The 25,821-nt window shown below is 70.9% G+C and carries 26 protein-coding genes and 1 pseudogene; 6 read left to right on the forward strand and 21 right to left on the reverse strand.

The window, feature by feature from the left end:
• Positions 1–229 precede the first annotated feature (229 nt).
• Entirely contained in the window at positions 230–1,270 is a 1,041-nt protein-coding gene (locus KUF83_RS22925) for a YihY/virulence factor BrkB family protein (RefSeq protein ID WP_217456660.1), read from the reverse strand.
• A 180-nt stretch (positions 1,271–1,450) separates the two neighbouring features.
• Here KUF83_RS22925 and KUF83_RS22930 point away from each other — a divergent pair, with 180 nt between their 5' ends.
• Together KUF83_RS22930 and KUF83_RS22935 are read left to right on the forward strand one after the other, a co-directional pair.
• Complete coding sequence (locus KUF83_RS22930) at positions 1,451–1,909, forward strand: SRPBCC family protein (protein ID WP_217456661.1); 459 nt, start codon at positions 1,451–1,453, stop codon at positions 1,907–1,909.
• A 172-nt stretch (positions 1,910–2,081) separates the two neighbouring features.
• Positions 2,082–2,942: an alpha/beta fold hydrolase gene (locus KUF83_RS22935; RefSeq protein WP_217456662.1), complete on the forward strand. Its 861-nt coding sequence runs from the start codon at positions 2,082–2,084 to the stop codon at positions 2,940–2,942.
• A 93-nt stretch (positions 2,943–3,035) separates the two neighbouring features.
• Here the strand turns inward: KUF83_RS22935 and KUF83_RS22940 are convergent, their stop codons facing one another.
• From KUF83_RS22940 to KUF83_RS22995, 12 genes and pseudogenes are all read right to left on the reverse strand, one after another.
• Complete coding sequence (locus tag KUF83_RS22940; RefSeq protein ID WP_217456663.1) at positions 3,036–3,962, reverse strand: sensor histidine kinase; 927 nt, start codon at positions 3,960–3,962, stop codon at positions 3,036–3,038.
• Positions 3,959–4,321, reverse strand: coding sequence for an STAS domain-containing protein (locus KUF83_RS22945; RefSeq protein ID WP_308403101.1), 363 nt, complete (start codon positions 4,319–4,321; stop codon positions 3,959–3,961). The genes KUF83_RS22940 and KUF83_RS22945 overlap by 4 nt, the downstream gene beginning before the upstream one ends.
• A gap of 349 nt (positions 4,322–4,670) precedes the next feature.
• A complete protein-coding gene (locus KUF83_RS22950; RefSeq protein WP_217456664.1) occupies positions 4,671–5,042 on the reverse strand; it encodes a hypothetical protein in 372 nt (123 codons plus the stop codon).
• Positions 5,043–5,053: 11 nt separating this feature from the next.
• Positions 5,054–5,278, reverse strand: a pseudogene (locus KUF83_RS22955) (hypothetical protein); the annotation flags it as partial.
• Positions 5,279–5,456: 178 nt separating this feature from the next.
• The gene (locus KUF83_RS22960; RefSeq protein WP_217456665.1) at positions 5,457–6,530 is read right to left on the reverse strand and encodes a glycoside hydrolase family 5 protein; all 1,074 of its coding nucleotides are present in this window, start codon (positions 6,528–6,530) and stop codon (positions 5,457–5,459) included.
• Between the two features lie 448 nt (positions 6,531–6,978).
• Positions 6,979–7,449 (reverse strand): hypothetical protein, encoded by a 471-nt coding sequence (locus tag KUF83_RS22965; protein WP_217456666.1) that lies wholly within the window; start codon positions 7,447–7,449, stop codon positions 6,979–6,981.
• Between the two features lie 84 nt (positions 7,450–7,533).
• The gene (locus tag KUF83_RS22970) at positions 7,534–7,815 is read right to left on the reverse strand and encodes a zinc-ribbon domain-containing protein (RefSeq protein ID WP_217456667.1); all 282 of its coding nucleotides are present in this window, start codon (positions 7,813–7,815) and stop codon (positions 7,534–7,536) included.
• Between the two features lie 225 nt (positions 7,816–8,040).
• Positions 8,041–8,940: an STM4011 family radical SAM protein gene (locus KUF83_RS22975; protein ID WP_217456668.1), complete on the reverse strand. Its 900-nt coding sequence runs from the start codon at positions 8,938–8,940 to the stop codon at positions 8,041–8,043.
• A 7-nt stretch (positions 8,941–8,947) separates the two neighbouring features.
• Positions 8,948–10,303, reverse strand: coding sequence for an STM4012 family radical SAM protein (locus KUF83_RS22980; protein ID WP_217456670.1), 1,356 nt, complete (start codon positions 10,301–10,303; stop codon positions 8,948–8,950).
• Positions 10,300–11,106: an STM4013/SEN3800 family hydrolase gene (locus tag KUF83_RS22985; RefSeq protein ID WP_217456750.1), complete on the reverse strand. Its 807-nt coding sequence runs from the start codon at positions 11,104–11,106 to the stop codon at positions 10,300–10,302. Before KUF83_RS22985 ends, KUF83_RS22980 begins: the two co-directional genes overlap by 4 nt.
• Positions 11,107–11,191: 85 nt before the next feature.
• Complete coding sequence (locus KUF83_RS22990) at positions 11,192–12,379, reverse strand: STM4014 family protein (RefSeq protein ID WP_217456671.1); 1,188 nt, start codon at positions 12,377–12,379, stop codon at positions 11,192–11,194.
• Between the two features lie 33 nt (positions 12,380–12,412).
• Positions 12,413–13,381: an STM4015 family protein gene (locus tag KUF83_RS22995; RefSeq protein ID WP_217456672.1), complete on the reverse strand. Its 969-nt coding sequence runs from the start codon at positions 13,379–13,381 to the stop codon at positions 12,413–12,415.
• 279 nt (positions 13,382–13,660) lie between these two features.
• Between KUF83_RS22995 and KUF83_RS23000 the strand changes: the two genes are divergently transcribed.
• Both KUF83_RS23000 and KUF83_RS23005 read left to right on the forward strand, forming a co-directional pair.
• Entirely contained in the window at positions 13,661–13,987 is a 327-nt protein-coding gene (locus tag KUF83_RS23000) for a hypothetical protein (protein ID WP_217456673.1), read from the forward strand.
• A 158-nt stretch (positions 13,988–14,145) separates the two neighbouring features.
• On the forward strand, positions 14,146–15,171 hold the full coding sequence (locus tag KUF83_RS23005; protein ID WP_217456674.1) for a DUF6745 domain-containing protein: 1,026 nt from the start codon (positions 14,146–14,148) through the stop codon (positions 15,169–15,171).
• Positions 15,172–15,244: 73 nt separating this feature from the next.
• Here KUF83_RS23005 and KUF83_RS23010 read toward each other — a convergent pair whose 3' ends face one another.
• The gene (locus tag KUF83_RS23010) at positions 15,245–16,249 is read right to left on the reverse strand and encodes an endonuclease/exonuclease/phosphatase family protein (protein WP_374106138.1); all 1,005 of its coding nucleotides are present in this window, start codon (positions 16,247–16,249) and stop codon (positions 15,245–15,247) included.
• A gap of 354 nt (positions 16,250–16,603) precedes the next feature.
• Positions 16,604–17,044 carry a hypothetical protein gene (locus KUF83_RS23015; RefSeq protein WP_217456676.1) on the reverse strand — a complete coding sequence of 147 codons (441 nt, stop codon included), beginning with the start codon at positions 17,042–17,044 and terminating at the stop codon, positions 16,604–16,606.
• Positions 17,045–17,393: 349 nt separating this feature from the next.
• On the opposite strand from KUF83_RS23015, the gene KUF83_RS23020 reads away from it, so the two are divergent.
• A complete protein-coding gene (locus KUF83_RS23020) occupies positions 17,394–18,029 on the forward strand; it encodes a maleylpyruvate isomerase family mycothiol-dependent enzyme (protein WP_217456677.1) in 636 nt (211 codons plus the stop codon).
• Positions 18,030–18,344: 315 nt separating this feature from the next.
• On the opposite strand, the gene KUF83_RS23025 is transcribed toward KUF83_RS23020, so the two are convergent.
• From KUF83_RS23025 to KUF83_RS23050, 6 genes are all read right to left on the reverse strand, one after another.
• Positions 18,345–18,491: a hypothetical protein gene (locus KUF83_RS23025; protein ID WP_217456678.1), complete on the reverse strand. Its 147-nt coding sequence runs from the start codon at positions 18,489–18,491 to the stop codon at positions 18,345–18,347.
• Positions 18,492–18,624: 133 nt separating this feature from the next.
• Positions 18,625–19,197 carry a hypothetical protein gene (locus KUF83_RS23030; RefSeq protein ID WP_217456679.1) on the reverse strand — a complete coding sequence of 191 codons (573 nt, stop codon included), beginning with the start codon at positions 19,195–19,197 and terminating at the stop codon, positions 18,625–18,627.
• Between the two features lie 515 nt (positions 19,198–19,712).
• Positions 19,713–20,285, reverse strand: a complete 573-nt coding sequence (locus KUF83_RS23035) for a dihydrofolate reductase family protein (protein WP_217456680.1) — start codon at positions 20,283–20,285, stop codon at positions 19,713–19,715.
• Positions 20,286–20,464: 179 nt separating this feature from the next.
• Positions 20,465–22,573: an NAD-dependent DNA ligase LigA gene (gene ligA, locus KUF83_RS23040; RefSeq protein ID WP_217456681.1), complete on the reverse strand. Its 2,109-nt coding sequence runs from the start codon at positions 22,571–22,573 to the stop codon at positions 20,465–20,467.
• Positions 22,574–22,737: 164 nt separating this feature from the next.
• Entirely contained in the window at positions 22,738–23,772 is a 1,035-nt protein-coding gene (locus KUF83_RS23045) for a zinc-binding dehydrogenase (protein WP_217456682.1), read from the reverse strand.
• 11 nt (positions 23,773–23,783) lie between these two features.
• Positions 23,784–23,981, reverse strand: a complete 198-nt coding sequence (locus tag KUF83_RS23050) for a hypothetical protein (RefSeq protein WP_217456683.1) — start codon at positions 23,979–23,981, stop codon at positions 23,784–23,786.
• 49 nt (positions 23,982–24,030) lie between these two features.
• On the opposite strand from KUF83_RS23050, the gene KUF83_RS23055 reads away from it, so the two are divergent.
• Positions 24,031–25,743, forward strand: a complete 1,713-nt coding sequence (locus tag KUF83_RS23055) for an IlvD/Edd family dehydratase (protein ID WP_217456685.1) — start codon at positions 24,031–24,033, stop codon at positions 25,741–25,743.
• The last annotated feature ends 78 nt before the right edge of the window (positions 25,744–25,821 follow it).

The following is a 25,821-nucleotide window of genomic DNA, read 5'->3' on the forward strand; positions in this document are numbered from 1 at the left end:
TCGCGACTGAGGTGACGGACGCGTCGCGGCAGTGTATTGGTTGCACGTGGGAAGACATCCACCCCGGTCGGACGGTGCGAACGCCCACCGGTGGCGGGGGCGCCGCGGCACACGCCACCGCGGCGGCCGGTCGCGGCGGGCGGCGAGCAAAAGCAGGGTGCGGACCGGTCCCCCCAACCGGACCGGTCCCCCCAACCGGCCCGGCCGTCCTCCGGCCGGAGCGGGCGGCTCACTCCATGCGGCGCTGATCCTCTTCGCTCCACGCGCGGGTGTCCCGCGGCGGCACATACGGCTCCTCGCTGTCCGGCAGTCCGCCGGCGATGGCACGCTGGCGGGCCATCTCGGAGTCGAACTCCAAACCGAGCAGGATCGCGATGTTGCTGATCCACAGCCAGACCAGGAAGACGATGACACCGGCGAGCGTGCCGTAGGTCTTGTTGTACGAGCCGAAGTTCGCCACGTAGAACGCGAACCCGGCCGAAGCGACCATCCAGATCAGCAGGGCCAGCACGCTGCCGGGCGTGATCCACTTGAAGCCGCGGCCCTTCACGTTCGGTGTCGCCCAGTACAGGAGGGCGATCATCATGGTGACCAGGACGACCAGCACCGGCCACTTCGCGATCGCCCACACGGTCAGTGCCTCGTCCCCGATCCCCAGCGCACCACCGGCCTGGCTGGCCAGGCCTCCGGTGAACACCACGATCAGCGCGCTGAACACCGCCAGGATCAGCAGCACCACGGTGACGCCGACCCGGATGGGCAGCACCTTCCACACGGGGCGCCCCTCGGGCATGTCGTAGACGACGTTGGCGGTGCGAATGAAGGCCGCCACATAACCGGACGCCGACCATACGGCCAGGACGATGCCGACCACGGCCATGACCGAGCCGATGCCGCCGCGCCCCTGCAACTGCGTCACCGCGTCGCTGATGATGTCCCGCGCGGAACCGGGAGTCAGCTTTTTGACGTTGTCCAGTACCTCCTGCGTCGCCGACTTCCCCGCGATGCCCAGGAGCGAGACCAGGAGCAGCAGCGCCGGAAACAGCGAGAGGACCCCGTAGTACGTCAGTGCCGCTGCCCTGTCGGCGAGTTCGTCGTCCTGGAACTCCTTCACCGTGCCTTTCAGCACGGCCAGCCAGGACCGCTTGGGCAACTGGGTGGGCTCGTCCGGTGCCCGTTCTTCGATCTGCTCTCCCGGGCCCGGTGTCTGATCCTGCCCGGACCCCGACGCCGTACCGCCGTCGTGATCGGATTTCGATGTCCTTGCCATGGCGGCCGAGTATCCCGACCCGCTCCGCCCATGCGCCGGTGGGCGGTCCGGCGGAGCTGACCGGAAACGATGGTTCCGCCGGGTTGTAGGCAGGCGTTCATCGGGTACCCGCCGCGGCGAGACGAGATCCACGGGGCAGAACTCCTGCTCCGTGGCACTCAGTGGAAAGGAGTCACGCTGATGAGCACGGTCAAGGAATCGGTCGAGGTCGAGGTCCCGGTCAGCATCGCCTACAACCAGTGGACCCAGTTCGAGGAGTTCCCGAACTTCATGGAGGGGGTCGAGGAGATCAGGCAGCTCGACGACCGCCACAACCGCTGGACCACCAAGATCGGCGGCGTGAAGCGGGAGTTCGACACCGAGATCGTCGACCAGTTCCCTGATGAGCGGATCACCTGGCGCACCACCAGCGGTGACACGAAGCAGAAGGGCACGGTCAGCTTCCAGCGCCTGGACGAGACGCACACACGGGTCCAGCTCGTGATGGACGTCGAGCCGACGGGGATGGCGGAGAAGGCCGCCGACATGACGGGCACGATCGACCGTCGTGTCAAGGGTGACCTGCGACGCTTCAAGGAGTACATCGAGCAGCAGGGCGGCGCGTCCGGTTCGTGGCGCGGCCGCATCACGCCCGGCTGACCACACTTCCCTCCGCATCCGGCGCGCGGCAGGTCTTTCGCCCGGCGCGCCGGATCACCGAGGACCGGGCTCCCTCGCGGCGGCACCATGGTGCCGCCGCGAGGGAGCCTTTCGGCGTCCGTCCCTCAGGGCCGTACGCGACCGGTAGAGCGGGACGAGCCGAGAGGTTGCGATGTTCGAGGGTTTCGCATGCGAGCTGGTTCAGCTCGGGGAGTCGTCCGCCTTCGTCCGCCACGGCGGCGAGGGCCCGCCGGTCGTGCTGCTGCACGGCCATCCGAGAACGTCCGCCACCTGGCACCGGGTCGCTCCCCGGCTGGTCGAGCGGGGCTTCACCGTCGTCTGTCCCGACCTGCGCGGATACGGCAGGTCCCGTGGCCCGGCGCCCACCGACGATCACGTGGGTCATTCGAAGCGGGCGGTCGCGCGGGACGTGGTCGAGGTGATGCGCTTCCTCGGCCATGAAAGGTTTGCGGTCGCCGGGCACGACCGTGGGGGCGCGGTTGCGCTGCGGCTGGCTCTCGATCACCCCGAGGCGGTGTCGCGCGTGGCGCTCCTCGACTGCCTGCCCCTGAGCGAGCACCTGTCCCGCATCACCGCGAAGTTCGCCACCGAGTGGTGGCACTGGTTCTTCTTCGCCCAGCCGGACATCCCCGAGCGCGTCATCAACGCCGATCCGGACAGCTGGTACCAGGGAGACCCGCGGAGCATGGGCCAGGAGAACCACGACGAGTGGCGCAAGGCCACGAGAGACCCCGACGTGGTGCGGGCGATGCTGGAGGACTACCGGGCGGGGCTGACCGTCGACCGGCGTCACGAGGAGGCCGACCGGGCCGCCGGGGTACGGATCGCGTGCCCCACGCTCGTGTTGTGGTCGCTCCGGGACGATCTGGAGGACCTCTACGGCGACCCGTTGAAGATCTGGGCGGACTGGGCGCCCGACGTGCGGGGGCACGGAATCGATTCCGGGCACCACGTGGCCGAAGAGGCTCCCGACGCGCTCGCCACCGCCCTCGGGGACTTCTTCCTCACCTGACGATTTCGAGCCCCGTCGGGGGGCGCGGACGCGCGCCGTCGGCCGCGGACGGCACCGCGGCCTCGGCTGCGGACTTCCGGCGCGGCCGGCCGCTCAGCAGTCGATGTAGCAGCGGACGACGGTGCCGTCGGGGCCCGTGTGGACGCGTACGAGATCGGTCAGGTAGTTGACCAGCAGCAGGCCGCGACCGCCCCGCTGGGCGGGCGGCCTCGGCCGTCGTCCCGCGAGCGGATCCTTCAGGTGCCCCTGGTCGCGGACCTCGCACACCACCTGACCGTTCTCGGTCCACACGCGCACGGTGCCCGTGCCACCGCCGTGCACCACGCTGTTGGTGGTCAGCTCGGCCGCGACCAGCGCCAGGTCCTCCAGCCGCATGCCGGACAGCCCGAACCGCGCGGCCCGCTCGACCACGAAGTGACGGGCCCTCGGCAGGTCGTCCGCGCCGAAGTCACAGGACTCGGCGGCCTCCTCGAGCGCCAGGGGCTCGTTGTAGAGCGCGACCACCTGCTCGGGCGCGTAGGAGGGGCTGGTCCGCTCGCGGCCGCCGGAGATCACGACGGGATGGGTCGCGTACGCGTCGGTCAGCACCTGCTCGCTGAGCCCCTCGGCGTCGTACGGGCAGAGGATCGTCGCGTCCCTGCCCTGGAACGCGGAGTTGATCAGCGCCTCGTGCTGAGCGCAGGCCGGGTACTCCAGGCCGGAGCGGTCGGGCCAGATCGGCTCGCCGATGATCCGCACCCGCGTCCGCGGATGGGCGTCGGCGAAGACGCGCAGCACCCGGGGGATGATCCGCCCCGGATTGCGGCCCGCCTGGGTCATGTCGATGAACTGCACGTCCGTCGCGGCCTCGCCCAGGGCCGTTCGGAGGACTGTGAGGTTCGGGCCGGGCACGGCGACCGCCACCGGTTCGCCGGCCTCAAGGCCGTCCCGGATGAACGACACGGTGCCGTCCACGTACTCCTCTTCGCCGCGGTAGAACAGCGCGGGATGTACGAAGGGCTCGGTGACCGGGGCCGTCATCGCGACACCACCTCGACGCCAGGCAGGTCGGGCCAGAACATGTCGAGCACTCGCCCGACGGCGGCGGGCGGCTGTTCGAGCATGATGCGACGTCCCTCGGGAAGCCCTTGTGCGGCGACCGCGAGTGCGGAAACCCCGGCGACGTCGACGAAGGTGACCGCGGAGAGCTCCAAGTGGCACACCTCCACGTCCTCCAGGGCCAACCGGTCCAGTGCCTGTTCCCAGGCCGGGCGCGTGGCCAGACTGATCTCGCCGGCCGCCTGCCAGCCCGTACGATCCGCCAGCGGGCGCACCTGCAGGGTGCCCGCGGACTGTGCCGGGAACTCGTCCGGCGGATCCGCCTCCCACGCTCTGTCCACACTGACCACCCCTGGAATGCCGCCGGTTCCCGGTCAGTATCCCCCGTCCGGAGCCCGGCGAGGGCCACAGGAGCATTTCGATGATCTGATCGATCGCAAACCTTCGGCAACGGCCGACGACGGTCACGGAGCGACCGGGCGGGCCCGTGGACCGGAGGGCCTGGTGGTCGCCCGGGCCCGCGTCTTCGGGCCCGTGTCCTCGACCCCCGCGCGCCGGAGGGCACCACACCAGCAGGGCCGCGGAGAGACCGGGCGTCTCTCCGCGGCCCTGGACGGAGCCGGCGGGCGCCCGGCCGCGTCGGGCGAAGCATGCCGCGGCCGGGCTGTCGGAGGTCCTGGTCCCTCCCGGTCATCCGTACTTTCCCGTGGCCTTGCGGATGGCGTCCCTGGTGCGGTCGACCAGGGCGGCGACCGGCCCGAGAGCGAGGTTCTTCGCCGCGGACTCGGTCCCCGGGTGCGGGCGGGTCGGCGCCATGGCCTCGGCGGCTTCGACACCACTGGCCAAGGACGTGAGCCGCGCGGCGTCCGCGGTACGGCGGATGTGGATGAACTCGTACCGTTCCTCCGCCCGTGCGTGCGCCATCACATCGGTGCGCAGAGCGGCGAGCTCGGACAGGAACTTCGGGTCGTCGGTGTCGGAGTCGTCCAGGCGGGCCAGTGTCTCCTTCGCCTCCCTCTCCTCGGCCAGCCGTTCCTCGACCGCGGCTTCACCGCCTGTCACCGACATCCGCGTTCAGGGATGTACGGGTCCGGCTCCATGCGGGCCACCCAGCCGGTGAGGTCGACCGCCACCTGTTCGTACGCGATGGTGGTCTCCAGGACCGAAACGAGGCCCGGGAGCAGCCAGTTGACCACTTTCTGCTGCTGTTGCTCGATGTAGCGGACCTCGGCCAGCTGCCGTTTGACCTCCGGGTCCGGACAGTGCCGGGCGAACTGGTGACTGAACATCACCGCTTCGAGCGGCCGGGTACCGCTGCTTCCTCGTCCCGAACAGCCCGTGCGCGGCACAGTGCGGACGCGTTCGCACGGGGCACCGGAGGCGCCGACATCCCCCGCCGGGAGGGTGCGGCGGGAGGCTCCGCTCCCGATACGAGGGGAGCGGAGCCTTTGGGTCCTGCGGGTGCCGAGGGTCCGGTCAGGGGCGGACGGGCTTGCCGCGTCCCCAGGCCCAGGCCAGGCGGTCGGCGCCGGACTGGTTGGTGGTCACCAGGCGGGGCCGGGCGGGGTCGCCGACCAGGGTCTGCAGCGAATAGGTGTCGTCGGTGCGCAGGCCGGGCCAGTAGACGGAGCCCATCTTGAGCTCACGGAAGGTGTCGGTGACGGCCTGCAGGTAGTTGATGAAGTTGTTGTCCGGGGTCGGCTTGTTGTAGTCGAAGCCGGTGGTCATCGGGGAGCCGAACTCGTCCGCGACGGTCCGGTTGGCGCAGTCACCGATGCGCACCTTGAGGTCGGCCACCCACTGGTCGTAGGTGGCGTACTCCTTCCAGAACCCGTAGTGGTGCAGCGTCAGGTAGGTGCCCTTCAGGCGCGGGTCGGCGCAGACGGACGTGACGTGGTCGTTGTAGCCGGCACCACTGACGAAGACGCGGTTGCGGGGGACGTGCCGGTAGGTGTTCAGCCACTTCGCGGCTATGTCCGCCCACTCGGTGTCGGTGTAGCCGTGCGGTTCGTTCATCGGCTCGAAGTAGACGCGCTTGTCGTTCTTGTAGGCCTTGACGACGGTGTTCCACATGGGCCAGTAGGTGGTGGTGTCGTCGATGAAGCCGTCCTTGCGCGGGCCGGTGCCCTCCCAGTAGGACAGGATGACCTTGAAGCCCTTGTCCGAGGCCGCGTCGATGACCCCGCGGTAGGACTTCCAGTAGGAGCCGTTCACGGTGTACGGGTTGATGGGCAGCCGGACGGTGTTGGCGCCGAGGTTCGCGCGGAAGCCGGAGATCACCCGACTCGCCTTGGCGTAGGTCTTGGCGTAGCTGTCGGTGGTGGAGAGGCCGGAGAGCACGACGGGGTCGTCGGCGAAGTTGTCACGGGGGTCGGCCCAGTTCACGCCCTTGAACTGGGTCGTGTCCTTGGTGAGCCCGGTCGTGTCCTTGCCCGGCACGGCCTGGGCGGGGCCGGCGGCGGCGACGGTCGTGCCGCTCGTCGCGGCGATCGCCAGGGCCACGACTGCGGCGCGCAGCCGGCGGCTGAAGCGGGTGGGGGTTCTGCGCATCGTCTTGCCTTTCAGGAGAGGCGGCTCGGCACAGTGGTGGAGCCTGTGCGCTGCCGAGCAGCCGTCGAAAATGTGCCGGGCGGACGGGCGTCGTCGTCGGCTCGCCGTCGACAGGCCTCGTTGAGCTCCTCCCTGCATCACGATCCCTACGCGATGTTTACGTAAACATTGCCGTCCGCGAAGCTCCGGCTTCGATCATGGCCGGAGTTGGGTCGGCAGGCATGTTTACGTAAACATGGCGGCGCCGGAATCGTGGCACCGACCACAGTGATCGTCAAGGTTTCTCACGCGTAACATTCGTTGCCCCGTGGAACGGCAGTTGCCCGTGAACGAGTTCGAGCACCGCTGCGGACGATGAGGGCTGGCCCCCGTCCGCGGCGGACCGGCGACTGAGACCGTGTGCCGAGAAGGCAGGTCCCGTCGGCGCCCCGTGCCCTCGGTCGGGCGGTCAGCGCAGCGAGCCCCGCTCGTCCACGCGCCGCGTCGGCACGCCCAGGAAGACCCCGGGCGCCGCGGAGCCCCAAAGGATGTTGAACGTGTCCAGGCGGTAGGACCAGGACCCGTCGCAGCAGCCGGCGAACCGGAAGTTGATCTGCCACTGCAGCCACTGGCCGGGAGCCAGACGAACAGCCGGAGGGCGCCGGACTCGCCGGGGCATCCCGAACAGGCTGATCTCCGGCGGGTCCACGCGCAGCAGTCCGTCGACCCGGCGGACGATCACGCCCGCCGCCGACAGCTCCGCGACCTGAGTTCGGGCTGCGAAGGCGTCGGACTCCCGCATGGTGATCTCGTGGACTGCGGAGCCCAGCCCCGGAGGCAGCGGGAAGACCGTCGGCGCGGCATTCCTCCGGGCGGCTTCAGGGCCGCCGCGCGACTTCTTCGTCCACGACGTGCGCACGCGCTGAACGACGGCATCCATGGGCTCGATCATCGGGCACGACAGTCCGTGGGGGCCATCGAGTTATGGCGCCCGGGGAGCGCGCCGTGCCCCGCACGGCCTCTGTCAGCCCTGGTACGGCTGCTGCTGGGGCTGTCCCTGCGCCGGGCCGCTCGAGGCCTGCACCTGAAGCTGCTCCGCCTGTTCCCTGTCGATCTTGTGCTGCGCGCCGCAGAACGTGCACTGCGTCGCGTACTTCGTCGACACCGGGAACAGCGGGATGAAGAACAGGGTGAACTTCGTGACGCGCTTGCTGAGGGTGTGCGCTGCGGGGTTGCCGCACTGACCGCACAGCAGTGTCAGTATCGCGAGCTGGTAGAGGTAACCCTTGGTGCCAAAGATGATCATGTGGCCGGTTCCTTTCGAGGCGGACGGGGTCCGGCGGAGCGGTGTCGGTGAGCGGAGGGCGGGCTCACGGATCACAGTCTCGTGCACGACGGTGCGCTCGGCCGACCCGCCTCCCATTGTCGCGGACACCGGATCCCGCCTGCCGGGGCGCCCGCGCCACCCGGCGACAAGGGCGCGACCCGGCGACGACGGTGCGGCCCGGCGACGACGGCCCGGCCGTGACCGTCAGCCGTGACGTGTGACAGACGTGAGAGGCAGCAGGGGCAGCGCCGGACGGTCGGGGAGCGCGCGCGGGACGCGTTCCAGTACGCCGCCCGCGAAGACGTCGTACAGCGGCAGGGTCTCCAGGTGGACGTATCCGATGTGACAGTCGCACACCTCCCGGGGGCAGGCGCGCGGGCCGAGAGCGGCACGGTAGGAGCCGTCGTACAGGTTGCCCATGTCGGTGCGGACGAAATGGCAGCGGCGCACCGTGCCGTCACCGTCGACGGAGAGGACCGAATCGCCGGTGCGGCACGGCATGCCCGCCGAGCGGTGCGGGTGCCGGCTGAACGGGAAGAGGGGGTCCAGCGCGGTCCACTCGCCGGCCTGCGCGTCCGTGTAGGAGTGTCCCTCGGCGGCGTTCACCCACAGATAGACGTGCTGCGGCAGTTCGGCCCGCAGCCGCCGTGCGTGCTCCAGGTGGTCCGGCACGCCGACGATCCCGACGCTGAAACGGATGCCGAGACCGGCCAGCGCGTGTGTCTTGGCCAGGAAGCGCTCGTAGGGCGTCTGGCCCGGGTGGTACGTGCACCACAGGGCGACGGTGTCGGGATTCGCGTCCCGCAGCCAGTCGGTGCGGCAGCTCAGATTGGTCTGGATGGCGACCCGCCGGACGTGCGGCCGGTGCGAGAGATCCACGAGTGCCTGGCGGTACCAGGAGCGCACCAGCCCTTCGCCCCAGGGCGTGAAGAGCACGGAGAGACGGTCGTCGCCCTGCTCGTGTGCCCACGCGGTGAACCGCCCCAACGCCGCGCGGTCGGCGCGCAGTTGCGTCGTGGTGTCCCGCCGCTTCGCGAACGGGCAGTAGGGGCAGTCGTAGTCGCAGGAGGCGAGAGGGCCTCGGTACAGCAGCGTCAGGTCCACCGGGCGCTCACTTCGTCTCGTAGGCGGCCATGGCGTCGCGCACGGCCGGTGAGAAGAACTCGGGGCCGATGGCGTCCGAGTGGGCGAGCCCCTCGGCGGAGAGCCGCAGCCGCTCCGGCACGGCGTCGTCGAGCCAGCCGCGGTCGGCGAGGGTGTTCAGCTCCACCGGGAAGTCGCCGTACGCATCCGAACCGAACCGGAGGCGGTAGTCGGCCAGGGGCAGACCCTGCGCCTGGAGCAGCGACTGCAGCAGATGCCGACGGCGAGCCTCGTCCTCGTCGACCCACCTCCCGTGCAGGGCGCGTGAGAAGTCCACGGTGGCGGTGTAGGCGTCGATGATTCCGCGGATCTCCCGCATCGACACGGCGTAGTCGAAGGAGTAGTGCAGCCGGGAGGTGTACGAGCGGGCGCCGCAGCCCAGGCCGATCATGCCGTCGGTCTGGCAGGCGTAGTCGTCCGGGCCCTGCGGTGGTGCGTCCGTCCGCCGGAACATGCGCATCGACACCTGCTCGTAGCCGTGCGAGAGGAGATGGTCGCGGCCCTCCCGGTAGCGGCGCAGGCGCTGCTCGTCCCATTGCCGGTCGGCCGCCCGGGGGTCGCAGTGGCGGCCCAGTCCGGTGAGCGGGCGTATGTAGAGGGGGTAGAGGTAGATCTCCTCGGGGCGCCAGGACAGGGCCGCGTCGAGGGAGTACCGCCAACTGGCGGCCGTCTGGCCGTCGATGCCGTAGATGAGGTCGATGTTCAGGACGGGGACGGCGGCTTCGCGTATGCGGGCCAGGGCCGCCTCGACGTCGTCCCTGCGCTGCGGGCGTACTGCGGCGCGTGACTCCTCCTCGACGAAGCTCTGCACGCCGAGGCTCAGGCGCGTGGTGCCCCGCTCGGCCAGCACGGCCAGCCGGTCGGCCGTGGCCGTGGAGGGCGATGCCTCCACGGACAGCGGGACGGCCCGCAGGTCCACGCCCATCTCCTGTTCGGCGATGTCGCAGAGCCGCTCCAGCTCCGCGGCCTCCAGGTAGGTCGGAGTGCCGCCGCCGAAAGCGGCGTTGGCGAACCGCGAGGGCTCCTCGTCGCCCAGGGCCTCGCGTACGGCGGCGGCCTGGCGCCGCACCGCGTCCAGGTACCGGCTCGTCAGATCGTCCGGGGCGCCGATGCGGGTGAAGAGGTTGCAGAAGCCGCAGCGGATCTCGCAGAACGGGATGTGCAGGTACAGCGACAGCGACTGCCGCGACTCTCCGGCCCACAGGTCCGCGAGCCGGGGCTCCGGGTCGAGGGGCCGGTAGGCGGTCTTGTGCGGGTACGCGTACGTATAACTCTGGTACGGGCGGGGCAGCGTGACGGAGGTGCCCGTGAAAGTGACGGTCATGCGGGCGGCTCCAGGAAGAAGTGGCCGTAGGGAACGGTCCATACGGATTCGTGACCGAGGCGGTGGCCGGTGTAACCGTCGTCCCCGTAGGCGGTGCCGTGGTCGGAGCAGACGATCGCGAAGCATCGGCGACGCGAACTCATCGCGCTGAACAGTCGCCCGACGTGGCGGTCGACGTACTCCAGCGCCGCGGCGTGGGTGAGGCGGCTGTCTCCCGCCTCACGGGTCGCTCCCGGGAGGTGGAACCAGTTGGGCTGGTGCAGCGCGGAGGCATTGAGGAAGAGGAACAGCCGCTGTTCCGGAGGGAGTTCCCTGACCGTCTTCTCGGCGCGTGCGACCTGCGCCTCGAAGGAGGTCGGTGAGGCCACGGAGAACTCCGGCTCCCAGTGGCTCTCCTGGAAGAATCCGGGCAGGACGCCGCCCAGGGCGCCCTGTTTGTTGAAGAAGCCGACACCGCCGACGCACACCGTGCGGTAGCCGCGCGCGGCCAGGGCGGACACGAGATCCGGGGTCTCGAAGACGAACGTGCCGTCCGCGGTCGACTCGCTGCCGGCGAACCGGGCCGCGAACAGTCGCGGATGCGGACCGGGCGCATCGGGGGTCGGGAGGAAACCGGCGAACATCGCCTGGTGGGAGGCGTAGGTGAAGCTCCCGGGGGCGTGCCGCTTCTCCCAGGTGCCGCCTGGGAGGTGGGCGGCCAGGTGGGGCAGGCGGCCGGCGGCGGCGAGTTCCACCGCGACGTCGTATCGGAGGGTGTCCAGGGTGAGCAGCAGCAGGTCGTCCCGCCCCACCACCTCGTTCATGTCCGGGGCGTCGGGCGTGCGAGCCGTACCGGTGGAGTCGGTGGTGGCAGGAGGAGCGTCGGTCGGGGACGGTGCGGGGCCTGGGTCAGGCTGGGGCATGGGCTGTCCTTGGCAGGTCGTGCGGTGACGCGGGCGGGCCGGACTGCCTGCCTGTCGAGGGTCGGTCGGGACGGGGGCCGCGGAGGAAGGCTCCGGCCGCGGCGACCTGTGCGGCGTACGTGTCCAGGCCCTCCGCCCCGCTGCCCGGCAGACCGGTCAGGCGGGGGAGCAGGTCACCGAACGCGTTGACCTCGCCGACGGCGAAGCGGCGCCAGCCGATGGCGGGCAGCAGATCGACGCCGACGCACAGGGTGCCCGGGAAGCAGGCAGCGGCCCGCTCACCGGTCTCCAGGGCCGCGGCCCACCGGTCGCCCGCGAGCGCCCGTACGGCCGCCAGATCACCCCGCGTGCCGCCGAGATGGAGGTTGGTCAGGGGAGAGCGACTGGTGCGGACCACGGCGTGCGTGGCACGGCCGTCGACGACCACGACGCGCAGGTCGGCCGACCTGCCGCCGAGTGACGCCTTCGGCAGCCATCGCTCGACATGCAGCCCGTCGGGCGCCAGGGCGTCGACGATCGAGGCGATGTCCCGCTCCGTCGTGTAGCGGCGCACCCGCAGCGAGTTGTGCAGACGGCCGTCCTCGGCGCGCTCGACCGACGTCGTGGCGCGGATCCTGCCCGAGGCGGTGCTCTCGACGGCCAGGACACCGGAGGCGGACGAACCGTGGGTGAGCTTGACGAAGACACGCCTCATGCCCGCCGCCTCCATGACGTCCCGCACGTCCGACCAGCCCCGGATCGGTGTGAGGCCACCCGAAGTGGGGGACGGCGGCACGGGCACCTCGGCGCGCGCGAGCCGTTCGTGGCAGAGCCGCTTGTCGAACATCACGGCCAGGTCCGCCGGGTCGTCGAGGCGCCTGCCGCCACGCAGCGAGGCGACACAGTCGAGGAAGCGGGCGTACCAGTGTGCGGAACCCTCCACCCGCGTCGGATCGTCCATGCCCCGCAGCAGGGCGTCCACCTCGGCCTTCTCACCCGGGGAGTCGAGGCGGACCACCTCGTCGTCGGCGAAGTCGTGTCCGCCCTCGCGCAGTACGTCATGCCACTCGACGACCCGGGGCGTGCCGTGCCCGGCGGCTTCGGCGGCCGCGGTGAACAGGCCCACCCTTCGGTTGTCCCCGTTGGCGACGACCACCCACTTCGGCGGTGCGTCCGCCGTTCCACTGCGGCCCATGCCGTTTCCCTCCCCTCGTCCGGACTTCGCGCGCTACTCGCCCACGGCGACGAAACGCCAGACCTCGCCGTCTGAGTCCTCGTCCGACTCGGCGTCGTCCTGGTCGGCGTCGACCTGCACACCTGCGGGCTCCAGGGTCTCCAGAAGCCGTGTGCGCAGGGCCGCACTGAGGTAGTTGTGGTGCAGGTCGAGCTTCTTGAGGTGGGTCAACGGCTGACCGGTCAGCAGCGCGGTCGCGCCGTCGTCGGTGAGCACTCCCATGGAGACGTCGAGCTCCTCCAGGCGTGCCACCACGGGCGCGGACGCGAGTGCGGTGCAGATGGCGTCCTGGATCTCGCTGTTGCGCAGGGCGAGCCGGGTGAGGCGGGGCAGCCGGGTCCCCGCGAGGACGGGCTCGAGGTCGGCCACGTCGGCGTCGCCCCCGTACTCGGACGTGCCCAGCCACAGATCGAGTTCGACGAGGGCGGGGAGGTCACTGGCGGCGACGCCGCGCACCGCCTCGGCGGGCATCCCGCCGGTCTCGACGGTCAGCTTCCGCAGCCGCTCGTGGCGGACGGCCGGGAACACCAGTTGGTTGCCGCCGCGGACCCCGAACTCCTCGAGGCCGGGGAAGGCTTCGAGGACCGGGCCCATGTCGCCCTGGACGATCCAGGAGATCTCGCACTCCTCCATCACGATGTCGGCGAAGAACAGGCCGCGCAGCGCGGGCAGCCGGTCCCGGGCCGCCACCAGCGCCTTGATCAGTTCGTCGGGGGCCGTTTCGTACGCCTCGCTCCACGCGCCCACGATCAGCGCGCGCACCCGCTCGGTGTCGACGGAGTCCAGAAAGCGCGCGAAGGCCTCCTCCCACTCCTCCTCGGCGTCGTAGGCGTCCACCCCGATGCGCCAGGCCACGGACTCGGGCGAGGGAAGCGAGGGCGCCTCGGGCGACGTGTCACCGACTCCCGGGAAGGTGAAGGCCGGCAGGCCGTGGAACTCCTTGAGGTGGCTACCGATGGTCATGCGCGCCCGCTCCTTCGTGCTGAGGTCGGTGGATCGGCGGTCGAGGCCCTGATCCCGGTGCGCGCCGACCGCATCCAGGTAACGGAGTTCTACCAAGCGCCACTGACAGCGCTGTGGACAGGGGGCCCTCTCGTCGCCCAACTGCCCCGCCGCACAAGGCCGGGTCGACACGTCACGTACGGCGCCGGGCGCGGTGACCCTGCCGGCGAAGGCGATTGTCAGTGCCCGCCTCTACGGTCCTTCTCATGGCACACGGTGTGCCACATCGGGAGGAGACCCATGTACCGGCAAGGAGACGTCCTGATCGTGGCGCTGGCCGAGAGCGCGGTGCCCGAGCACGCGGCCGGAGCGGTGTCCGAACCGCGCGACGGCCGCGGCAGACTCGTCCTGGCACTGGGCGAAGTCACCGGCCACGCCCATGCCGTGGTCGGTCCGGGACGGCTGATCCGGGAGGCCGGCCTGTTCGGGCCGATGCTGCTGCATGTGCCCGACGGAGCCCGTGTCGTACACGAGGAGCACGCGGCGATCTCGCTCCCGAAAGGCTGGTACCGGGTGATCCGGCAACGGGAGTACGTGCCGGGTTCGGTGCGCATCGTCGCCGACTGACGAGGACGCAACCCCGCCGCCCCGGCCGCAGCGCGGACGTGGGCCGACGCGGAGAGGGCACCAGGGCTCAGGGTCCCGGAGCGGACAGGCGAAGCGCAGGACCGGGCGACGGCACGCGGGTGCGGCCCGGCACAGGATTCGGGAGAGGAACGGGATCGATGGACCAGGGCAGTTGGCGGACGGCGGCAGCGGCGACAGGACCGGGTGACCGGGCGGCGGCCGAGGAGGGCGTACGACTCGCCTACCGGCAGGCCGGACTGGCCGCGCCCGGCCTCATCGTGTGGACGAGCTCGCCCCGCGAGGCGGTGCGGACACTCATGACGGCGGAGCGGTCGGCCGGTTCGCAGGCGGACCCGTTCGGTGCGAGCGTCCGCGACGCCGTGCTGAGGGCGCCCTGGGCCGCCGCGCGGGCGCGGCTGCACGAGGAGCTGGGACCGACGGGATGGAGTGGCCACTGGCGCGCCACGGGAGCGGGCCTGTGGGAGTCGACCCGCACCCTGGTCGACCGGGTACGGGCGGGGATCGTGGACGAACTCGCCGACGACCGCCGGGAGGAGACCCAGGTCCGCCTGCTTCTCCTGGACGCGGCCCTGGGCCAGCACGACGCGGCCTGGCTGTGCGCGTTCGACTCCGGGGACGACAGTCCCCTGGGGGGCCTGGCCGCGGTGGCACGCGAGGCGGGCTGGTGGTGGCCCTACGAGAAGGCGGCGGTCGTCAGCGAACGCCCCCTGACCCTGCACCGTGACGAAGCCGGAAGGCTGGACCGAGGCGACGGCCCGGCGCTCGCCTACGGGGACGGATTCGAGCTGTACGCCTGGCGGGGCATGCCCGTTCCGCGGGACTTCCTCGACGAACTGACCCATCTGACCCCCGAGCGCATCCGCGGCGAGGAGAACGCCGAACTGCGCCGGGTGATGCTGGAGCACTACGGCTACGACCGGTATCTGGACGAGTCCGGCGCGGTTCCAGTCCACCGCGACGAGACGGGGGTGCTGTGGCGGGTCGAACTCGTCGGCGACGAGGATGTCGTGATGGTCGAGGTCGTCAACTCCACGCCGGAACCGGACGGTACGAGCCGCACCTACTGGCTGAGGGTGCCGCCGACGACCCGCACGGCCCGTGAGGGCGTGGCCTGGACGTTCGGCGTCGGTGCGGAGGCGTACGAGCCGTTGCGGCAGACCTGAGGGCCTGGCGGCCCGGCGCACGACCGTCGTTGCCACCCTGGGCGTCACCGCCTTGGGCGTCAGCGCCCTGGGCTCATCGTCCGCGGTCCCTGCCGGAGGCGCGGTCGAGGCCGATGTCCACGGCGACCGGCAGATGGTCACTGCCGGTGGCGGGCAGGGTCCGTACGTTCGTGACGGTCCCGGAGCGGGCCATGACGTGGTCGATCCGGGACACGGGGAACGACGCGGGCCAGCTGAAGGCGAAGGCCCGCCCTGTCGAGTCCATCCGGGAGGTGACCGGGTCCAGACCCCGGTCGTCCACCGTGCTGTTGAGGTCGCCCAACAGGATCACCCTGTCGAGCCTCTCGTCCGCGAGGGCCGCCCCCAGCAGCCCGGCGCTCTCGTCGCGCCGACCGGAATCGAGGCCCTTCCACCCGAGCCGGACCGAGGGAAGGTGGGCCACGTACACCGCGATGTCGCCCCATGGGGTGCGTGCGGTGGCCCGCAGCCCGCGGTTCCAACTCTCGTCGATGCCCTCAGGCCTGATGTCCACCGGCCGGGCGGCCGACAGGGGATGCTTCGACCACAGCCCGACCGTCCCCTCGACCGCGTGATAGGGGTGGGTGGTTGCCAGCGCCTTCTCGTAGGCCGGCAAGGCGGAAGGTGTCAGCTCCTCCAGCGCGACCAAATCCGGCGAACCCTCGAGCAGGGTGCCGACGGTGCCCGCCGGGTCGGTGTTCTCGTCGCTGACGTTGTGCTGGACCGCGGTGAGATCGTGTGCGCCCCGGCCCTCGGCCAGGAACCGTCCGCCGAACAGGTGCCCCCACACAGCTGCGGGCAGCAGCAGGGCCACCAGCGCGGTCACCGAGCGGCGCAGTAGCGCCCATACGAGCAGCAGGGGCACGGCCAGACCGAGCCAGGGCAGAAACGTCTCCAGCAGGCTGCCCAAGCGGCCGACCGTGTTGGGCACCGCGGAGTGGAACGCCAGCAGCGCAGCGGTCAGGACGGCCGACACCGCGAGCACCCGCCCACGGGCCCAGCGCGAAGAACCTCCCGTGTCCGGCCTCGGACGACGCCGGAGGACGGGCCGCCACCGCAGGAGCGTCCCGGTCCTCGGCCCCGTCGTCCCACTGCCGCTCACTCGCTCCACCAAGCCCTGACCGTCCGTCCCGGATGCGTCCTCGCTCCAGGTCCTGAGCGCACGACGTGCCCGTAACGACGCACAGCAGGGAGATCAGGTTCCGGACCGCGTGACCGTCGTCCCGACGCACAGGTAACCGTCGCCCCGATACACGGGGTGGACGCCGGGCACGAGGCTCGGCGCGCGGTGCCCGTGGAACCATGTGGAACCGAGCCCCTCCGTACCCGGGAGAGTGCGGCCGCGCGCGAACAGGCCCGCCGGAGCCGAGGGCTCCGACGGGCCTGCGAGCAGGTGCCCAGAGGGCGTCGTCTCTCAGAGACGGCCACCGCTGAGGCGGGAGAGTGGACCGCGCTGCCGCAGACCGGCACGACGGCCCACCGTGTAGGAGCACACGACCACGGTGGCGGCCCCCGCGCCGGCGGCGGCTGCCACGACCTTCCTGGCCTTCAGAAGCGTCCAGGCGAGGCCGGCCTTCCCGACCGTCTGCTGGGCGGCCGTCGAGACGGTGCCCTGCACCACCTTGGCCGTTTCCCTGGCCTTCTGCGATGCGGCTCCGCTGAGGTTCACCAGGGCTTCCTTGCTGCCGCGGCCGGCGGCCCCGGCAGCATCCCCGGCGCTCTTCACCGCCTCGGTGGCAGCCTCCTGTGACTCCTTCGCCGGTGCCGCGGCACCTTCGGTCACGGTCTTCTTCGCCGCTCGCGCATGCGCGGTGGGCGACTGTCCGTTCGTCGTTTTATTGTTCGATCCAGCCATGAGGTCCGGGTATCCGCCTCCGCCGTCGGCAAACGGGCCATTGTTCTGAGCGGTCTTGCGTCGGCTCCGGGTCGAACGACTACCCGTGTACGCACTGGTGACGAGCCGTAGGCATGAAGCGGGGCGGACGGGAGTGCTTGTGGCAGCGCGGACGGGAGCGCTCGCGGCGGAGATGGCCCGCGAGCCGCGTTGCCCCTGCCGTCCGTTCGGAAGTGGCGTGGGTCACAGTGGCCGGGTCGATCAGTTTGCCCGCGGACCCGGGTCGTTACAGCGTTACCGCCGCAATCGGATGGCGGTGGGAGGGTGCGGCCCCTGCTTCGGTCCGCACGCCACGTGAGGAGAATCGGGCATGGACCGTGAGCGAGTTCTCTCCTGGACGAGGGACGAGCGGCTGAGCGTCGCCGACTTCCTCGAGGGTCTCGAGGACGACGACTGGAAGTCGGCCTCGCTCTGCGCCGGCTGGACGGTGCACGACGTGGCGGCCCATCTGACCCTGTCCACGCGCACCGGATGGCCGGACATGATCAAGGGTGTCGTCCGGGCACGCGGCAACTGGGACCGGATGGAGTTCGACCTCGCCCGGGAGCGGGCAGGCCGATTCGGCGCGGCGGAACTCATCGGGCAGATCCGTGAAACGGCGGGTTCGGACCGCCGTGCTCCCATGGCCGCGCCGTTGGATCCGCTCGTCGACTTCCTGGTCCACGGGCAGGACATCGCGCGTCCCCTCGGAAAGGAGCGCGCGATGCCCGAGGAACAGGTGGTCGCGGCGATCGGGCACGTGGTGGCGAGCCCGTTCTACGGGGCCCGCAAGCGGCTGCAGGGGGTTCGGCTGGTGGCGACGGACGCGGACTGGTCGGCGGGCAAGGGCCCGGACGAGGCCCGGGGCCCCGTGGGGGACCTGCTGCTCGTGACGACCGGGCGGCCCGCCGGGCTGAAGAACGTGTCCGGGCCGGGCGCCGAGCGTCTCGCCGTGGTCCTGTCCTAGGTGATTCTGACCGCCCGTCACGGTGCGGTTCGAGGGCCGTCAGAGGCTGCTACACTTGATCTTGAGCACACGGCCAGTCGGCTGATGCGTCTCGCGTCGGTGGTCCAAGGAAAGACGCCCCGCTTCCTGCGGGGAAATGCAGGTGCAAGGCCTGCCCGGCGCTCCACAAAACCCCATCCGCGTTCTGCGGATGGGGTTTTTGCGTGGGGAGAACCGTGTACGAGGTCGCTCGGCGGCCCCCGGCTGCTCCGATCGGAGTGGCTACCGACGAGCAGCCGGGTGACGTCGGCGGCCGAGGGCGGGCCGCGGCCGGGGTCAGCGTCGTCCGCGCAGCTTTCCCAGGAGCCGCTGGGCCTGTGCGCGGCGGCGCGGATCGGCGGAGGCGCGGCGCGCCTGTTCGATGGTGCGCCGGCCCTGCGGGCTCCTGGCGAACTGCTTGATCTTGTTCAAAATGCCAGCCATGGCTCTTCTCCTGTGGCGGGAGCGGTGATGCGGTCCGTGCACAGCTCCGTATACCCCGCTGCGGCGGGACGACAACGGCAATCGGCGTTCGCCCTTGTGTGAGGTCGCCCGGTCGCCTGCGCGGTACGCCTGGTCAAGGGGTGAAGGTGTCGGTGAGGTGGATGGTGTAGCCGTCGTCCTCCATCAGGAGGACGGTGACGCCGAAGGGCGAGGGGTGGTCGAGTTCCAGCGGGGTGAAGGAGTAGGTGAGGGCGGCCTGGATCGGCGGGGCGAGTTCAGCGTCCGGGTGCGGCCCGAGAGCGGGGAGCCACAGAGGCCCGGCCGGGGCCGGACCGCCGAGTGAGGGATCCAGGGGCTGGTGCGTGTAGGGGAGCTGGTGCAGTACGTGGCCGTCCTTGGTGGCGTGTACCAGGTTCAGGCAGGGAGTCGGGCCGGTGGCCGGAAGCCGGCACGCGGTGGCGACCTCGTTGGTCTCCCAGGCGAGGACGACCTCGTCGGCTTCGGCGGCAGCGGCGACGTTGGAGAGCTCGACGATCCCGGTCATGGCGTCCTCGCCGGGCTCTGTGGCGCGTAGCCAGACGAGTCCGACCAGTTCGCCGCGCACCAGCGGCATGATGACCGGGCGGGGCACCGTCCCCTGGGCCAGATCCGCGGTGTACGCCTTCTTCATCGATGCGACCAGCGCGTCCCACGTCTGCGTGTCCACGGAGTTCCCCTCACCCACGGCCTGTTCACGAGCGACGCAGAGCCTGTCATGGCGGCCCCGTCCCGCGCCAGCGGCACCGTCCCCGCGCCAGCGGCCCCGTGCCGCGCCAGCGGCTCCGGGGCGAGGCCTGCGGGAAGCTGCCCGTTCCGCCCGCCGCAGCCCCGGCGGACGCTGGCAGGGTGAAAGAAACCGGCCTTGCACAGAAGAAAGCCCCGACTGGACGGGGGAGACCAGCCGGGGCCGTGTGCGGTGGACTGCGGAGGGGCGGTCGCCTCTCGGCGGAGGGCTCCATGGGGCTTCAGCCGAACGATCGTCCCCATGGGCTATGGGTGAGGCCCGGGGACACTGTCCCCTCCGCAGCCACATAAGGATGAACGGTCAACCAGCCCGGCTTGTTCCGCCCCCGGCGCCGCCCGACGTGTGAACTGGGGCACTCTCCCCAAGGCGTCCGTCCCGAGGCTTCCGTGCCAAGGCGTTCGTCCCGAGGCAGCCGGTTCTGCGGGCGTTGGGCATCGTCAGCGGACGACGTCGAACACGTTCATCTGCAGGCCGTTGGCGTACGCCTCGTGCTCGACGAGCCGCAGCTTCTGGGTGTCCTTGTCCGTGTCGCTGAACAGACGCTTGCCCGCGCCGAGCAGGAGCGGGAAGACGAGCAGGTGGTAACGGTCGATCAGGCCGGCGTCCGAGAGGCCGCGGTTGAGGGTGGCGCTGCCGTGGATGATGATCGGGCCGCCCTCGGTCTCCTTCAGCGCGGCGACGTCGTCGAGCGAGCGCAGGATCGTGGTCCGGCCCCAGTTCGGCACCAGGTCGTCGTCGGTGAGGCTGGTGGAGACGACGTACTTCGGCATCGCCTTGTAGTCGGAGAAGTCCTCCATGTCCGGCCAGACAGGACTGAACGCCTCGTAGCTGGTCCGGCCCAGCAGCATCGCGGTGGCTTCCTGCTGCTCCCGGCCCTTGATGGCGAACGCGTCCGGGAGGAACTCCACGTCCTTGAAGGTCCATCCCGCGTTCCGGTAGCCGGCCTCGCCGCCCGGGGCTTCCACGACGCCGTCGAGCGAGACGAAGGCGGTGCTGATCAGGGTGCGCATCGATTCTCCTAAGTGTTTCGTCTTCTGCTTGTGCACAGGCCCGGTCGGCCCCGCGGTTCGCGCTCCCCGAGCTGCTGGTCGAGGTCGAACTCATTGGCCGGGTCCGACGGGCCGACCGGCCGCCGGCCGTACGCCAGTTGAGCCGCGGATCGCGACGTGTCGCCGCCCGGGGACGCGGGTTATTCGAGATGCTCGCTGACCAGGGTGGCGAATTCCTCAGGGGTGGCCAGGCGAATGCCGAGGGACTCGGCCTTGGCGCGCTTGGATCCGGCTCCCTCTCCGGCAACCACCAGGGTGGTCTTCTTGGAGACGCTGGAGGAGGAGCGGCCGCCGGCGCGTTCGACGAGTTCGTTCATCTGGTTGCGGCTGAGCTTCTCCAGCGCCCCGGTCATCGCGCCGGTCACGACCACCGTCATGCCGGCCAGTGGCCCGCCCGTCGGTTCGGAGTCTTCCGAGCCCTGCGCCGTCTGCGTGTCGTCCGTGGCGTCATCGGTGGCCGCCGGACTCGGCGGAGTGGCACCGGGCTCTGTCATGTTCACCCCGGCGGCGACGAGTTTGTCGATGAGCGGGGCGAGTTCGGTGAGCTCGGCGACGATGGACGGGGCCTTCTCGGTGCCGATGCCCTCGACCTGCTGCATCGACGTGACGTCGGCTGCGCGGAGGTGGTCCATCGTGGCGAAGTGACGGGCGATGCGGCGGGACATCGAGCGGCCCGTGCCGCGCACACCCAGTGCGCACAGGACCCTCGACAGCGGTCTTCCCTTGGCGGTCCCGATCGCCGCGAGGAGGTTGTCGGTGCTCGTCTCACCCATCCGTTCCAGACTCAGGAGCTGGTCGCGTGTGACGGTGAACAGATCCGCGAGATCCGTGACGAGTCCGGCTTCGACGAGCTGGATGATGCGGGTGTGGCCGAGACCTTCGATGTCGAGCTGGTCGCGGCCGGCAGCGTACGAGAGGGAGGCGACCAGATGGCAGTTGCGGCCGTTCTCGCAGCGCCAGCGCTGCTCACTGGTGTCGATGCCGGCGCCGCACCGCGGGCACACTTCGGGGAAGGCGATGGGTTGTTCGGAGCCGGTGCGCAGGTGGGCGACGGGTGCCTCGATACGGGGGATGACGTCACCGGCGCGGTGGACCATGACGTGGTCGCCCAGGCGCAGGTCGCGCCGGGTGATGTCGGCAGGGTTGTGGAGGGTGGCGTAGGTGATGGTGGCCCCGTCGATGACGACCGGTTCGAGCACGGCGCGGGGGGCGATGATGCCCGTGCGGCCGACGTTCCACTCCACCTCCAGCAGCCGAGTGATCTTCTCCACCGCCGGCAGCTTGTAGGCGATCGCCCATCGTGGAGCGCGCGTGCCGGATCCGGCGGCCTGCTGGTCGGCGGCCAGGTCCGCCTTGATGACGATCCCGTCGATACCGAACGGCAGGCTCGCGCGCAACGCCGCGATCTCCTGCACCCGGGCCAGGACCTGCTCCGCGGTGTCCGCGGTGGTACTGGGAACGGCGGTGCCCGCGGTGGTGTTCACCCCGAGCTCGGCGGCGCGGGCCATCAGTTCACTGTGGGGCAGCTCGCGCAGCCGCCCGGCGAGTTCGGTGTCCGTGTCGGCCAGGGGCAGCAGGCCGTACCCGAAGAACGTCATCGGCACGGTGTAGGCGCGCTCCCTGGCCCGCAGGGTGCCCGCCGAGGCGCCGCGTGGATTCGCGAAGGGCTGTCCGCCGTGCGCGGTGCGCACTTCGTTGGCATGCTCGAACTGGGCTGTGGTCATCAGTACTTCACCGCGGACCTCCATCGTGACGGGCTCGGTCAGGGCTTCGGGCAGACCCTCGACGGTGCCGATCGCGTGCGAGACGTCCTCCCCGGCCGTCCCGTCCCCGCGGGTGATCAGTCGGTCCAGGCGGCCGTGGGTGTAGCGGGCGGCGATCGCCAGGCCGTCGAGCTTCGGCTCGACACTGAACCGCTCCACGTCGTGGCCGATGCGCCGGGCCAGCGACGCCGTCCAGGCGGTGAACTCGTCGGGCGAGAACACGTTGTCCAGGCTGAGCATGGCCACCGTGTGCGGCACATCGCCTTCCACCGCACCACCGGCGACCTTGCCGCTCGGGGAGTCGGGCAGCACCTGGTCGGGGTGCCCCGTCTCCCAGGTGGTGATGGCGCGCACCAGCCGGTCGTAGGTGTCGTCGTCCATGGGCGATGTGCCGCCCGTGTAGTACGCGGCGGAGGCCTTCACCGCGTTTTCGACCGCCTGCGCGTAGGCGGCGGCATCCACGATCACTGCAGCTGGTGTGGTCATGGGGTCATCCTGCCTGCCACCACTGACAATGCACCCGGTCACGGGCTGAGGGCCCCGCGTTCCCGCGTGTCGCCACTTCCGGCGAGTCGCCGACCTCTCCGACGCCCGTGGTGTCCGTCAGACGGCGAGCGAGTCCGGCAGGTCGATGAGGGCGGCGAGATCGCTCATGTAGCCGTCGGCGCCGCACCAGTCCGTGGGTCGACATGGATCTTGGGGCCGGGTCCCGCGGTCGCGGGGCGTTCTCCCGAAAGGACGGGGCCGACGTCGTCGAGACCTACGGTGGCGGCGACGAGCGGTCTGGGGTCGACACGGCCGTCCGCGTATGCGCGGATGGTTTCGTCCAGGCCGGGGGAGGCGGACAGGACACCGACCGCGGTCACGTCCTTCAGGACGAGGGTGCGGGTGTCGACGCGGCTGGGTGTGGCGGCCAGCCCGATGCAGACGAGGCGGCCGCCCGGCTCGACGACTTCCAGTGCCCGCGCGGGCAGATGGACGGCGTTCGTGGCGTCCACGACCGCCTCGAAGGGCAGATCCGGCAGGGAGTCCTCCGTCCACACATGGTCGAAGCCCAGACCGCGGGCGAAGGCGAGCGACTCGTCGGTGGTGCCCATGAGGTGCACTTCCTCGCCGGCGGCCCGCAGGAACAGCGCGACCAGCAGACCGATGGTCCCCGGTCCGAGGACCAGGGCGCGGTCCCCGGGGCGGGGCACGGCTGCCCGGGCGGCGCGCAGGGCGTTGCCGCCCGGTTCCACGAGCGCGCCCAGGACGGCGTCGACGGAGTCGGGCAGGGCGTGCAACGAGGAGGCCGGTACGGCCAGTTGCTCCGCCAGAGCCCCGGGTCGTGCTCCACGGATGCCGACCTCGCTCCGCTTCTCGCACACGTGCTGCCGGCTGCGCAGGCAACGCCGGCAGTTGCCGCACCCGAGCATGGTGTCGCCCATGACGCGGCGCCCCAGCCAGTCGCGGTCGACGCCCTCGCCGACGGCGGTGACGCGGCCGGCCCACTCGTGGCCCGGCCGTACGGGGTAGGAGGAGTGGCCTTGGTGGAGGTAGGCCATCTCTCCGGTGAAGAACTCCATGTCGGTGCCGCACACCCCGGCCCGTTCGACGTCGACGACGACCTCGCCGTGCCGGGCCACCGGCGCGGGTACCTCCCGGACTTCGTAGGTGCCCGGCGCGGTCAGTACGAAGGCGCGCATGTGCCGACCGCTCACCGGGGAACCAGGACGTGCCGGCGCTGCATACCGAGCTGCCCGACGCCCAGTTCCGTGACGTCTCCGGGCTTGAGGTGGGCGGGCGGAGTGAAGGCCGCGCCGCCGCCGGGCGGGGTGCCTGTGCCGACGTGTTCGCCGAGGACGCCGATGCGGGCGACAGGCTTCTCGGACGGGTCCGTCTGCGTATGCTTCATGGCGTTCCAGACTCTAGACCGTCGTACCGACTGTTGAAAGAGGTTCCAGGTGGAGCTCCGGAGCGACCAGTGGTACGCAGGTCAGGACCGCAACGCCTACATCCACCGGGCCTGGATGCGCAGAGGTGTTCCGGGGGACGCCTTCACCGGCCGGCCGCAGATCGCCATCGCCAACACCGCCTCGGACCTGACCCCTTGCAACGCGCACCTGAACGAGGTCGCGGCCTCGGTGCGCAACGGTGTGTACGAGGCGGGCGGGATCCCGTTGGACCTGCCTGTCGTGTCGCTCGGTGAGACACAGGTGCGGCCCACCGCGATGCTGTGGCGCAACATGGCTGCGATGGCCACCGAGGAGATGCTGCGCGCCAACCCCATCGACGGTGTCGTCCTGCTCGGCGGCTGCGACAAGACGATCCCCTCACTGCTCATGGCCGCCGCCTCGGTGGACCTCCCCGCGGTCGTGGTTCCGGGCGGGCCGATGCTCAACGGCAGCTTCCGAGGCGGTCTGCTGGGCTGTGGCACCGGGGTGTGGCAGTTGTCGGAGGAGGTCCGGGCGGGCACGCTCTCGCAGGAGCAGTTCGTACGTTCCGAGTCGTCGATGATCCGCAGCCGCGGGCACTGCAACACCATGGGCACCGCCTCGACGATGGCGCTGGTGGCGGAGGCGCTGGGCACGGTCGTCCCCGGCGTGGCCGGCACGCCCGCCCCCGACAGCAGGCTGCTGGAGGCCGCGCACCACACCGGCCGGCTGGCGGTGGACATGGTGGGCGCGGACCGGCGACCCGCGACGTTCCTGACCAAGGCGTCCTTCCGCAACGCGATCGTCGCGCTGGCCGCCATCGGCGGTTCGACCAACGCGGTCGTCCACCTCCTGGCGATCGCGGGACGGCTGGGCATCGAGTTGTCGCTCGACGACTTCGACCGCATCGGCTCCCGCGTGCCGGTCCTGGTCGACCTCCAGCCTGCCGGCCGTTTCCTCATGGAGGACTTCCACCGTGCCGGGGGCCTGCTCGCCGTCCTGCGCGAGGTACGCGACCTGCTCGACCCGGACGCGCTGACCGTCACCGGAAAGCCTCTGGTGGAGGGCCTCGACGACGCCCCGATCTGGGACAGCGAGGTCATCCGCACCCGCGCCGAGCCGCTGGTCGCCGAGGGAGGCATCGCAGTCCTGCGCGGCAACCTCGCTCCCGACGGAGCCCTCATCAAGCCGGCCGCCGCCTCCCCGCACCTGCTGCGCCATCGAGGCCGGGCGGTCGTCTTCGACAGCGTCGAGGACTTCCACGCCCGCATCGACGACCCCGGCCTCGACGTGGACGCCGACTCCGTCCTCGTCCTGCGGGGCTGCGGTCCCAAGGGCTACCCGGGCATGCCCGAGGTGTCGAACATGCCTCTGCCGAAGAAGCTCCTCGAACAGGGAGTCCGTGACATGGTCCGGGTCTGCGACGGCCGGATGAGCGGCACCGCCTACGGCACCGTCGTCCTGCACGTGGCCCCGGAAGCCGCGGCAGGCGGGCCCCTCGCCCTCGTGCGTACCGGGGACTTCATCGCTCTCGACGTCGCGGCGCGCCGGATCGAGGTCGACGTACCGGCCGACGAACTCGCCCGCAGGACGCCCACCGAGGCGACCGTCGCCGGGTTCGCGAGGCCCCGCCGCGGCTGGGAACGCCTCTACGTCGACCATGTCCTCCAGGCCGACACCGGCGCCGACCTCGACTTCCTCATCGGCTCCAGCGGCTCCGAGGTGAGCCGTGAGTCGCACTGACGGGCTTCTCCGGACGTCCTGGTGACGTAGCCTCCGGGGCGTTCGCGGTCCTGTGAACCGAGCCGTACGTGCCGTTGG

Source organism: Streptomyces sp. BV286, from assembly GCF_019090165.1.
GTDB lineage: Bacteria > Actinomycetota > Actinomycetes > Streptomycetales > Streptomycetaceae > Streptomyces.